This is a genomic window from Streptomyces sp. CB01580 (genome assembly GCF_001905795.1).
Classification (GTDB): domain Bacteria; phylum Actinomycetota; class Actinomycetes; order Streptomycetales; family Streptomycetaceae; genus Streptomyces.
On sequence record NZ_LIXJ01000004.1, the window covers coordinates 339,500 to 351,196 of the forward strand.

At 68.2% G+C, this 11,697-nt stretch carries 10 protein-coding genes and 1 pseudogene; 4 read left to right on the plus strand and 7 right to left on the minus strand.

All coding sequences use genetic code 11. The features are described 5' to 3' along the window. From AMK22_RS09550 to AMK22_RS09560, 3 genes are all read right to left on the minus strand, one after another. Positions 1–1,611 (minus strand): sodium:solute symporter family protein, encoded by a 1,611-nt coding sequence (locus AMK22_RS09550; protein WP_079186013.1) that lies wholly within the window; start codon positions 1,609–1,611, stop codon positions 1–3. Beyond that, positions 1,608–1,766 carry a DUF3311 domain-containing protein gene (locus tag AMK22_RS09555; RefSeq protein ID WP_073783299.1) on the minus strand — a complete coding sequence of 53 codons (159 nt, stop codon included), beginning with the start codon at positions 1,764–1,766 and terminating at the stop codon, positions 1,608–1,610. Before AMK22_RS09555 ends, AMK22_RS09550 begins: the two co-directional genes overlap by 4 nt. A gap of 127 nt (positions 1,767–1,893) precedes the next feature. After that, positions 1,894–2,664 (minus strand): class E sortase, encoded by a 771-nt coding sequence (locus tag AMK22_RS09560; RefSeq protein WP_242433893.1) that lies wholly within the window; start codon positions 2,662–2,664, stop codon positions 1,894–1,896. 87 nt (positions 2,665–2,751) lie between these two features. Here AMK22_RS09560 and AMK22_RS09565 point away from each other — a divergent pair, with 87 nt between their 5' ends. The 4 genes from AMK22_RS09565 to AMK22_RS09580 all read left to right on the plus strand — a co-directional run bounded on the left by AMK22_RS09565 (position 2,752) and on the right by AMK22_RS09580 (position 6,283). Continuing rightward, positions 2,752–3,753, plus strand: a complete 1,002-nt coding sequence (locus AMK22_RS09565; protein ID WP_073783603.1) for an SEC-C domain-containing protein — start codon at positions 2,752–2,754, stop codon at positions 3,751–3,753. Between the two features lie 85 nt (positions 3,754–3,838). Then, complete coding sequence (locus AMK22_RS09570) at positions 3,839–4,363, plus strand: GNAT family N-acetyltransferase (protein WP_073783301.1); 525 nt, start codon at positions 3,839–3,841, stop codon at positions 4,361–4,363. 119 nt (positions 4,364–4,482) lie between these two features. After that, a complete protein-coding gene (locus AMK22_RS09575; RefSeq protein WP_199883174.1) occupies positions 4,483–4,941 on the plus strand; it encodes a very short patch repair endonuclease in 459 nt (152 codons plus the stop codon). Next, a complete protein-coding gene (locus tag AMK22_RS09580; protein ID WP_242433894.1) occupies positions 4,931–6,283 on the plus strand; it encodes a DNA cytosine methyltransferase in 1,353 nt (450 codons plus the stop codon). Before AMK22_RS09575 ends, AMK22_RS09580 begins: the two co-directional genes overlap by 11 nt. On the opposite strand, the gene AMK22_RS09585 is transcribed toward AMK22_RS09580, so the two are convergent. The 4 genes and pseudogenes from AMK22_RS09585 to AMK22_RS40680 form a co-directional block, all read right to left on the minus strand. Then, positions 6,241–7,134 carry a DUF6339 family protein gene (locus AMK22_RS09585; protein WP_073783306.1) on the minus strand — a complete coding sequence of 298 codons (894 nt, stop codon included), beginning with the start codon at positions 7,132–7,134 and terminating at the stop codon, positions 6,241–6,243. The two genes, AMK22_RS09580 and AMK22_RS09585, sit on opposite strands and share 43 nt — an antisense overlap. Continuing rightward, the gene (locus AMK22_RS09590) at positions 7,131–8,123 is read right to left on the minus strand and encodes a hypothetical protein (protein ID WP_199883175.1); all 993 of its coding nucleotides are present in this window, start codon (positions 8,121–8,123) and stop codon (positions 7,131–7,133) included. Before AMK22_RS09590 ends, AMK22_RS09585 begins: the two co-directional genes overlap by 4 nt. After that, a complete protein-coding gene (locus AMK22_RS40675; RefSeq protein WP_073783607.1) occupies positions 8,123–10,204 on the minus strand; it encodes a transcriptional regulator in 2,082 nt (693 codons plus the stop codon). The genes AMK22_RS09590 and AMK22_RS40675 overlap by 1 nt, the downstream gene beginning before the upstream one ends. A 234-nt stretch (positions 10,205–10,438) precedes the next feature. Continuing rightward, positions 10,439–11,632 (minus strand): annotated as a pseudogene (locus tag AMK22_RS40680) (sigma-70 family RNA polymerase sigma factor); the annotation flags it as partial. Positions 11,633–11,697: the final 65 nt, after the last annotated feature.

Genomic DNA, 11,697 nt, shown 5'->3' on the forward strand with positions numbered 1-11,697 from the left:
TCACCCTGAGGCGGGGATCTCCCCGGAGGCAGGGACTCCGGAGGCGGGAGCCCCGGGAGCGGGGACCTTCCCCGACGCACCGGTCCTCCCCGAATCGCCGGCCGGACCGCCGGCCCCCTCCGGAACGCCGATCTCGTCCCGTGCGAGCACCTCGTCGTCCGGCCGGTCGTCACGTTCGCGCGGTCCCGCGCAGGTCACGGCGAGGGCGACCAGCAGGTTGGCACCGAGCGCCACGACCCCCGCGTTCACCCCCCACACCGGATCGTTCCCCGTGAAGACGAAACCGCATACCGCCCCCACCCCGACGACCAGCCCGCTCAACGCCCCGGCCAACGTCAGCCGCCGCCACACCAGTCCCAGCAGCACCATCGGAAGCAGTTGCGCCATTCCCTCGTACGAGATGAGGGAGAGCCGCACCAGTGTGTTGGGCGCGGTGTACGTGAGCACGAGTGCGATCACGCCCGCGGCCACCACGACGCTCTGCGCGGCACCCTTCTGCCGCCGCTCCCACCGCGGCACCAGGGACAGCACACTGCGTCCCCACATCGTGCCGATGACCAGCATGAACACGGCCATCGGCACGATCGAGGACAGCGCCGCCGCCACACCGACGACCCCGACCACCCACGCGGGCAGCGAGTCCACGACGAGCTTGAAGAGCGCCAGGTTGGACTCGGCGCCGACGAGTCCCGGCACGACGAAGAGGGCCGCCATGCCGAGCAGCATCGGCACGAAGAGCAGCACGTTGTACGCGGGCAGCAACATCGCGTTGCGGCGCAGCACGTCGGCATTCTTCGCGCCGAGGTACCCCGCGACGGTGGTCGGGAAGATCACCACGGTGAGGGAGTTGAGGAACGAGGTGGTGATGAACCACGCCTGTCCGAGCCCGCTGTCCCCGTGCCCGGGGAAGGTCAGCCACTCGCTCTTCTCGGTGACGAGCCGGTCGAGGAAGGCCCCGTACCCGTCGAAGTAGTGCAGCGGCACGTAGACGACGAGGAAGCCGAGCGTGGCGATCACGAGGACGTCCTTGAGCACGGACACCCACGCGCTGCCGCGCAGTCCGCTCACCACGACGAAGCCGGTGGTGACGGCGAAGGCGATGAAATAGGCCCAGTTCAGGCTGATGGCGCCATAGGAGATGGTCGAGACGACCACCCCCATGCCGGTGATCTGGAGCTGGATGTACGGGAGCAGGAACACGGTCGCGAGAACGGCGACCAGTGCGCCGAGCCAGGGCCGCCCGAAGCGGTGGGCCACCATGTCGGTGATCCCGACGAGTCCGTGCCTGCGCGCGTACGCCCAGAGCATCGGCCCGACGACGTAGCCGAGGGCGTAACCGCACGACATGTACGCCACCACGTAGAGCACGGGGGCGCCGTAGTTGTACCCCCATCCCGCGGCCCCCAGGTAGCTGAAGCTGGTGTAGCCCTCGCCGGCCATCAGCACCCAGATGAAAACGGTCCCCAGGCTGCGCCCGCCCACGGACCACTCCGCGAGCCCGCCGCCGTCCGTTCCGCGCCCCTTCCGCGGCCCGCGCGCCGCGAGCAGCCCCAGGGCGACGGTGAGCACCATGAAGACCCCGAGGACGGAGGTCGCGACCGCGGCGTTCACCGGCGGTCCCCCCGCCTGGTCAGCCATACGGCGACGGGTGTCAGCAGGGTCGCCCCGAACAGCCAGACGAAGAGGAACGGCAGCCCGAGAACCACCGGCGTCACCCGGTTCACGAGCGGCAGCACCCCGAGGTACAGCACATAGGGCACCAGCAACCACAACAACTGCGGACGTCGTCTCAGCACGTCGGGCAACCCTAGTTGCACCGCCCCCGGAGGCCCACAGGTCCACGGCCCCCGCCCCCGGCTCCCCTCCACTCCGTGCACCGGCCCCGGACGCCTGCTACCGGACCCGGACGTCGGCGAGCCTCCCCCACACCACGAGCCGGTACCGGGAGGTGAATTCGGGCGTGCAGGTGGTGAGCGTCACATAGGAGCCGGCCACGGTGTACCCGGCGCCCGGCTTCACCCCGCTGCGCGGAACGGGCGCGATGACCCCGCCGTCGCGAGGACTGGTCCGCGCGAGCGTCCGGTCGACGGTGTACGTGTACACGGCGTCCCGGGTCTCGATGCCGATCACGTCGCCGCGGCGCAGGCGGTCGATGTGCCGGAACGGCTCGCCGTGGGTGTTGCGGTGTCCGGCGAGCGCGAAGTTGCCCGCCTCGCCGGGCTGCGCGGTCCGCGGGTAGTGCCCGACGTACCCCTTGTCGAGGACACCGCGCTTGCCGATGCCCTGGGCGACGGGGGCCACGAGCCCGATCCTGGGAATGCGGATGACGGCGTACGCCTGGTCCCACCGGGGCTCGGCGGGCACGCTGCGCCCCTGGGACGTACGGCCTCCGGAGCCCGCGCCACCGTCCGGCCCGTCATCGCTCCCCGTGTCCCGGCCTCCCGCTCCCTTCCTTGGTTCCTGCCATGTCTTCCGCAGGGCCCGCACCTCGTGCCCGGCGTCGGCGCGGGCCTGCCGGTTGGTCCACCACAGCTGATGAACAACGAGCAACAACAGGACGACGCCGAGGGTCACCACCGCCTCGGCCGCCGTCCAGAGAACGCGCGCCACGGCCCTGCGCCCCCGTGCGCCGTGCTGCACCACCACCGGTATCCGCTCCCGCACGGCCCGCACGATAGGGCCCGGCCCCGTAACTCTCCAGGGTCGGAACAACTCTCCGTCCACGCGGCGCGCCGCAGTACCGTGTGGTTCATGCGCCCCGACACGCCTGCCGACCACACCACCGAAGCCGAACGCCTGCTGCGCACCGCGGAGCGCTATCCCGAGGACCGTGAACCGCTTCTCCTCCAGGCCGCGGCCCATCTGGAACTCGCCGGCGACCGCGCCCGTGCCACCACCCTCTACGAGGACCTGCTCGGCTCCCCCGACCTCGACCACCCGCACCTGGTCAAGGCGCTGAACGCGGCCAACCTGTGGGAGTACGGCCACGAGGCGGAGGCCCGCGCGATCCTGGAGGGTGTCCGTACCGCGAGACCGCTCGACCCGGCACCGTGGGAGATCGCGGCGGAGACCTTCGAATCCCACGACGAACTGGACGCGGCCCACGACTGCTTCACGACCGCGCTGACCCTCCTGCTGACACCGGGCGAGGAGGTGCCGTACGCCACGCAGTCGCTGCTGATCGGCCGCCACCGCGTCCGCCGGCTGATGGGCGCCGGCCACGACGTCTGGGACGACCTGGCGGACGCCGTCCACACGGCCTCCGTACCGCTGGACGAGCTCCACGACCCGAAGCGGCTGTGGGCGCTGGGCTCCTCCGACCCCGGCGAGCTCCGGGCCGAGATCACCCGCCTCCGCGCCGAACTGGGCACCTACCGCACCGCGCTGTCCCGCCCGTTCCCGGTGGCGATGCTGCACTGGCCGGCCCACGAACTCGACGAACTCCTCGCCGCGTACCCGAACCTGCGCTCCGAGTACCCCTCCCACGCCGACCACCTCGCCCGCCTGGAGGCCGCCCTCCGCGACCTCCACCAGGCCGGCACGCCGAACCTGGGCATCGTGACCGGCACGGTCCCCTCGTACGAGGCGTTCGCCGCGTCGGAGGCCGCCTCCCCGGCCGACCCGGACCTCCTCCCCCAGTACGCCACCACCCTCGCCGCCCGCGGCCGCGCCGTCCCCTGGCCCCCGGCCCGCACCGCCCCCTGCTGGTGCGGCGCGGACCGCCCCTACCGCGAGTGCCACGGGGCCGAATGACCGGAAGGTCCGGGCCCCGTCGCCCCCCGCGACGGGGCCCGGAAACCGCGGGCTTCCCGGACGCGGGGCCACGTACCCTCCCCCCATGCCCGAACTCCGACGCCTCCGCCTCGACCACGCCCCGGCCCTCCTCGCCTTCGAGCGGGAGAACCGCGCCTACTTCGCCGCCTCGGTGCCGGATCGCGGCGACGACTACTTCACCCACTTCGACACCCGCCACGCCGCCCTGCTCGCCGAACAGGCCGCGGGAACCTGCCACTTCCACGTCCTGGTGTCCACCGACCCCACCACCCGCGGGGAGATCCTGGGTCGCTTCAACCTGGTCGACGTCGCCGACGGCTCCGCCGAACTCGGCTACCGCGTAGCCGAGAAGGCCACCGGCCGCGGCCTCGCCACGACCACCATCCGCCACCTGTGCACCCTGGCCGCCGAGGAGTACGGCCTCACCACCCTCCGCGCCGCCACCACCCTCGACAACCCCGCCTCCCGAGCCGTCCTCACCCGCACCGGCTTCACCCCGACCGGCGAGGAACTCACGCTGGGCGGTCGGGCGGGGCTGGGGTACGTGCGTCCTTTGAAAGTCGGTCCGAAGCAAGGGTCCAAAGCGTGAGGACTGCAGCTGCCCCTGGCTGCGAGATGATCCTGCTAAATTTCCGCGCTGTCGATTCGGTAGACCGTTTCCGCGATCAACGGTCGCTCAGTGAGTCGAGTGTAGGAAACTGGGCAGTGATGAGCACCGCGATACCCTCCTCCCCCGAGACCTCCGCCCGGATGAGTCGCCAGGCGAACCGTGACACCGCGCCCGAGGTGGCGGTCCGCAAGTTGTTGCATGCCTCCGGCTATCGCTATCGGGTCAACGAGCGGGTGCCGGGGATGCCGCGGCGAACCATGGACATCGCCTTCACTCGGGCACGCGTGGCGGTGTTGATCGACGGGTGTTTCTGGCACGGCTGCCCCACGCATGCCACGCAGCCGAAGGCCAACGCCGAGTGGTGGCGCAGGAAACTCGAACGGAACGTGGCACGAGACCTGGAGACGACCGCGCATCTGATCGAGGCCGGATGGACAGTGTTGCGGTTCTGGGAGCACGAGTCACCGGCTTCGATCGCGGAACGAGTGGCCGAGAGCGTGGATCGAGCACGGCTCGAACTGGAAGACGTCCGCGCGACAAGGACCGGTGAGCAATAGTGCGGTGCATGGCGACGAGAACCGACACTTACGGTTCTCGGAATCGCACTCTCCGCCGTCGGCACGGCGGCCGATCCGACTGATCACCGAGGCCGTTCAGCCTTGCTGGCACTCTGATCAATTGGTTCCTCACCGGCAGATACACTTCGATCCCATGACCGACGCATCCCAGAAGCCGCTCCATCCTGAGGATGTACATGTCATCGACCTCTTCGCAGGACCGGGCGGGTTGGATCTGGCGGCTCACGCGTTGGGGGCGAAGTCCCTCGGAATCGAGTGGGACGCGAACGCCTGTGAGACTCGGCGCGCGGCTGGTCTGCCCACCGAGCAAGGAGACGTCCGCGCGTTCGACCCTGCCAAGTTTCCAAGGGCCAATGTCCTGGCCGGTGGCCCGCCGTGCCAGACGTACACGGTCGCCGGGAAAGGCGCGGGCCGACGTGCGCTGGACGAGGTACTGGCCTTCGTCGATCGACTGGCGAAGGGCGAGGCCTGGTCACATATCGAGACTGATCTCGCCCTGTTGGAGGATGAACGCACCGGGCTCGTCCTCCAGCCGCTCCACTGGGCCCTGGACGCGCTTCAGAACGGCAATCCCTATCAGGCCATCGTTCTGGAGCAGGTTCCCTCGGTCCTTCCGGTGTGGGATGCCTTCCGCGACGTGCTCCGCGAAAGCGGCTACTCGGCCGAGTGCGGCATCCTCCGAACCGAAGAGTTCGGCGTCCCTCAGACACGACGCCGCGCCGTCCTGATCGCCCGATACGGCAAACAGAACAAGGTCGCACTGCCCAGCCCGACCCACCAGCCCTACCACAAGGGCGTCCAGCCGAGGCCCGCGCCCGCCCCGATCGATCCCGGTCTGTGGACGGAGGAAGCCGGCAAGGAAGATACGCCCCTCCCCTGGATATCGATGGGTGAGGCCCTCGCGGAGTTCCGCAGCGGCCCGTTCACAGTCATCTCCAACTACGGTACGGGGGGCAATCCCAAGGCGCGTGGTCGTCGGAGTTCCCGCGCCCCTTCCGCCACGGTCACGGGGAAAGTGTCCCGGAACCGGATCGTCGCCGGCGAGAACGGCCTCGACCTTCCACGCTTCACCTTCCGGGAAGCGGGCATGCTCCAGACCTTCCCCGAGAAGTACCCCTGGTCCGGAAGGGACGTGTCCCAACAGATCGGCAATGCCGTTCCGCCGCGACTCGGTCTGCACATCCTGAGTGCCGCTCTGGGACTGGACGAGCCTCCCGCAGAGGCATTCAGGCGACTCGCCCAGTGGCAGCCCCCGGGCCGAAAGCAGCGCAAGAAGCCTCAGTCGTCCCCCTCACCCTTCTCCACTCGCCCGCGGACCTGAGCGTCCTCGAAGAGTTCCGAGAAGTAGTCGACGAGCCGGTCCACGGATTCCTCCGGCGCGGGTGCGTCGTCCGGGCCCTCCGGGAGCATGTCGCGTGCCACGGGGCCGGCCCACTCCGCCCCCTCGATCCATCGGCGCACGGGCTCGCCGTCCCGCTCCGCGTCCGGGGCTATGACGTCGTACATCAGGGTCGCGGCGGAGGTGTTGATCGCGCTCGCGAGGGCGTTGATCTCACGTCCAGTCTTCACCGTCCCGTTCTCGATGAGGCGCACCATCGCCTGGGCCGTCGGTCGATGGTCGATCGCGTCGAGGCGCAGCACGGTGTTGAGCATGTCCTGATGGCTGCAAGCGGTGACCACGGGGCCGTAATCGGGGCCGTTCCGGAAGAGCTCGGCCGCCCACCACAGCCTGGCGAAGACCTGGGTGTGATGCGCTCCTCGGAAGCGGTTGGCCGCGACCGCAGAAGCCCTTCCGTCCTGTTTGGGCTCGGGCATGTGACGCCAGGTGACGTAGTCGGGAGCGACTCCCAGGGCCAGGTGATTCCATCTCCTGCGGTCGGCGGCCTCTCGCCGGTCGAGCCGCACGGTGGCGTGGAGCCTGGGAGCCAGCCAGGCGTCCGCCCTGGTTGGCTTGGAGTCGCGGTACCGGCGCATCGCCTCATCGCAGAGGTCGCGTACCGGCTCGAGCGCCACGCGGGCCTCGTCACCAGGGATTGGCTCGGCCACTTTGCCGAGCGCCATGGCCGGTACGTTCTCCCTGCCCGCGAGCAGCCCTTCAGTGATGTAGGCGGCTGCGTTGAGGTCGGACAGCAGCGCGAGTCTTTCGGGCAGATAAACAGGCTTGTCGGTCATACGTCGTTCCTCTGGTGAAGTCGGTCCAGGCCTCGCACGGCGGTGGCCAGGGCCTTGGGCACTTCGGCCCTACGGGTGGCGGCGAACTGGATGCGCGGCTGGAGGTCGATCCAGCCGAACGCTCCGGTGCGTCGTCGATGTACCTCTCGCAGAGCTTCCTCGACCGGGCGTCCGGGCACGACGTCCGGGAGCATTTCACGCAGCACTTCGCCTCGCCAGTCATGGGGGAAGAGCGGCATGCCGTCGTCCTCGACTTCGAGGTCTCCGATGGCGGTATGGAATACGGCGGTCCACACGTCCGTGCACATCTGGGCGATCAGCATCTCTCGGACCAGGCCTTCGGTCTCGGAACTGTCTCCGCCCACGAGTTCGGTGATGCCCTCGAAGTCGGTATTCACATGTACTGTGGGCAATTCGCCGGAGGTATCGACGATCCAGGGCACATCCCGGAAGGGGCGCAACCATTCCGGCCCTTCACGGAAGCCGATCTCGATCACATCGAGTTCACGCTGCCGCAAGGGTGCCCGGGCCCTCAGATCGACGACCCACTCCTTCTCCGCCGTGGCGATGACTCGTCCCGGCACCCCGTCGACGGTCGCCACCACGTGGACAGCCAAGGTGGCGCGGTCCAGGTGGTCGGCACGCCAGAGCTCGAGGGAGCCCACCCAGTCCCGACCGCTTGCCGTCTCGGGTTCCAGTTGAACCGTGACTCGTGTATTGGTGGCCTTCTCGGTCAACACCGCGACAACAGACACCTCGCTCCAGCAGCCGTTGGGCTCGGTCGCCCTAGCCGGAACCGTGGCGGACAGCTTGATCCGGGCACTCTCCCAGTCGTCACGCTCCGCCCGCCCCAGAGCGACCACCTGCTCGACGACGGAGTACGCCTTGGTGTCGAGCGGCTCCCTGTTGTCACCTGGTCCTCTCAATCCCACCGACGTCACGCGCAGCGAGACGACCCCCGGCAATCGCCGGTACGGGTAGGCCCTCATTACTTCTTCTCCTTGTCCGAACGGAGTTCGACGACCAGACCGGTGAGCGACGCGCGCACCGGGTGTGTGGAGGCGTCGGTAACACCCCGGAAGGTCGCCTTCCGCGCCCCGGGCTCGAACCGCAGCGCACCGTCCACCAACTCGCAGTTCCGTACGCCGACGAGTTCGGACCAGGCCACCACCGGCCGCGGGCCGGATCGCACATCCAACTTGGCCACGGGCGTCACGGCTACGGCGTCGACGCCCGCAGGGATCTTGACCTCAGCGGTGACGCACCACGAGCCGTCGGTGTCGATGCGTGCATCGAGTTCGTCGAGAACTGGAGTCCCCGCGCCACCCGCGTTCCGAGGTGTGCTCCTGCCCGATACGGCCAGGCGCTTGCGCAGTCGATCGGTCGCACCACGCCGCTCCGGTTTCGGTAGCGTGACGAGTGCGCGAACAGCCCTGTTCGTGTCGCGCGTCAGAGCCGCGATGCGCCGGTAGGCAGAGGGCGAGTACCGCATTCGCAGTTCCTCGGTCTGCCCCCACTTGTTGTGCTCCGGAGGCTCCGACGTCCGCAGAAACGCCTCCGCCTCGTCGGCGAGGGGCGCGTCGGCGCCTGCGGCATGTCCGACGAGAAGCACGGCCTGGAACGGGTTCGTGCCCAGTGCCAGGTCGGGTACCCGACTCGTTCGGACCGTCATGCGGTTTCCCCTCATGGCGACCACGGTGTTCGGCCGCCCGTCGGCGTCATCGGCGTCGGTCACCAGGAGAACCGCCTTGTGCTCGCCACATTTCTTTCCGCCCGCAAGACCCGGTACGGCCAGCGGTACGGTCGACATGGCGACCTGACCGGACTCGGTCAGACGCTCCACGGTCGTACCGTTCAGGAACGCCTGGAGAGCACGGGTACGGGAGGGCTGGGTCGTACTGGGATCGACTCGCTCCTCCTTGAGGATCTCGACACCGTTGCGCAACGTACGGACAGACGCTTCGAGCAGCGGCTGTCCACCATCGCCCGCGGTCATCGCGGCCCAGAAGTTGCGTCCGAGCGCCTGCAGCAGACGCTTGTGCATACGGTGGACGCTCTCCTCGTCCTCGCCCGCCTCGTTCTCGGCCGTCGAGTCGGCGTCGGCGAGGCTCGCCACGTCATGTGCGCCGACGATGAGGAACGAGGTTCCCGGCTCATCGCTCTCCCGAGCGAGATGCAACCGTTCCACGCTCTCCTCGTCGGCCCACCACGAGCGGGCGACGTCCGCTCCGTCCACACGTGGATCCTGCAGGCCGAACCAGGCCGGACCGGCCCAAGGTGTGCCGTCGACCTCGCGCCAGGGAAGATCGAGACGCCCGATCAGCCGCCTTTCAGTCTGTCCTTCGTGGGGCTCCGACAGCGTCGAATTCATGAGTACCAGGCCGAGGCGACTGGTCGCCCACAAGGTCGCCTTCCCCAGACCGTACGAACCGCCGGCGCCGTCCACGGACTTGTGGCTGTCCAACTGGCGTCGGACGACAGCGGCGAACCGACCGGTCTCGTAGTCGTCGCCGGTCAGACCTGAGGCGTTGAAGTCGTCGACGCGCAGCAGTACGAGCCGGTCGTGCTCGCGCATTTCGCGCAGCCCCGCGTCGATGACCCGGCCGACCTTCTGGTCCTGGGCCGCGGCGGCCTCGTAGTGCGGTAGGAGTCGAGCCCACTGGATCGCCTCACGAAAACGGGCCAAGGCCTCCCCGGTGAGCTCGTGCAACGTGTATCGGACGCGTACCGGGCGGGTGAGGTCGAGGCGTTCGTCCAGGCTGTTCTGCGTGGCTTCTCGGGCAAGCACCTCGACGTCCGCCTCGAAGGCGAACGCCGCCGCGTTACCGAAGTCCCGACCGCCATCCGCATACGCGGGACGGTGGTACCAGCCAGGGCATCCAGTCGATTCGGTCAAATCCTCTTCACTCTCTTCGAAATTCCCATGCCCGTCACGCAGCTCCGAGAGGGAATGGATCTTCTCCATCGCCTCTTCCGGGACGGAGCGTCCTTCCGTCCACTCCTCGACAAGCCCTGCCGACACCCCGAGCAGATCTGCAAGTTGGGTGGCCGTCATTCCGTTTCCACGCATTCGATCAACCAGCCAATCGCTGAATGATCCCTCGTTCGAAGTCAACGATCCTCCTTCAGTTTCCGATCGATGACTGACCCTCCGCGCGGCCCTGACCACGCCGATCGTCGCGACATTCCTCCGGCGAAGTCGGCTCAGTTTCTCGCGGCTCCGCGCAAGCCTGTCCATCACGTCTCGGCACCGCCGCTCGGTCGCGACTGCGGGGTCCGATTCCAGATCAAGAGCTATACGAAGGTCCTGGAAGGCTCGAACCTCGAGCTGGCGAATTCGCTCACGTGTCACGCCGAAGCGTTCCCCCAACGCTTCCAGCGTCCAGGGCTCCCCGTCCACGAGCCCATGACGGTACAAGAGCACATGGAGCGTGCGCTCGGGCAGGATGCCGAGCAAGGGGCGGAGCTCCTCCACGGCGAAGTACGAACGCAAAGCCTCATGGGGCTCCGGTGCGCCACGTCCCACCCCGCCGATCGCCCCGGTCATGTCCGAGCTCTCGTAGAGCCCGTCGAGCGACAGCACACCGCGCGTCAACTTCAGGTACTCGACGACCTTTTGGTGATCCATGTCGCACTCGGCCGCCAGGTCGACCTCGTCCGGTACCCGTCCCAGGCTCTGGAGCCTGCGTTGTGCCTTCCGGACCTTTCTGATCGCATCTCGCACATAGACCGGGTATCGGATCACGGATCCGCAGTCCGCCACTCCTCGGTCGGCCGCTTGCCTGATCCACCAAGTCGCGTAGGTGGAGAACTTCAACCCTCTCGTGACATCAAATTTCTCCACCGCACGTATCAGGCCGAATTCTCCGAACTGGGCCACCTCCTCATACTCCAACCCTTCTCTGTCGAAGAATCCATCCTTCACGATCGAATGAATCAGCCCCTGGTTATGAGCCACCAGCGACTCGTAAGCACGACGTGCTTCACTTGTGTCCGGCAGTTCTCGCAAATATCCCACCGGCAGGTCGCCAGTCAGTGGAAGGCCGGCCCTCAGGAGCACGAAGAGGCCGTGCTCCTCCTCCAAGGTCAAGATCCGTTTCTGAGGCCGCCGATTCCATCTATCGTCCTCCAGGACCTGTCGAGCCGCCGAGACCGCGGAGTCGAGGACCACCGCTTCCCGTGCCCGTTCAACGAGGTCGGGGGCTCCCTGCCGTCCGGTCGCACCGTCGGCGAGCTGCTCCGGAACAGCAAGCCGCTCCTCGGAGTCGGCGATCGCGACGCCGGGGCCCGTCGGGGACACCACCCATCCTTCGGCTTCCATCCAGGAAGTCAGCGCACGCCGGGCATCGGCATCGAGCAGCGCGGCGACGGCAACCTGCGAGACGGCGAAGTCACGGTCGACACCCTCAGCCCGAAACCGCCGCAGTAGTCGCCCGATCCGGTCCGAGTCGAGCGGATGCAGACCGCCGCCAACCGCGGAACGATGCTTCGCCGCCATATCCCCTCCCCGCACACTTGCTCCGTGACTGAGCCCAAGTCATATCGCTATCTTTACCTTGTTGA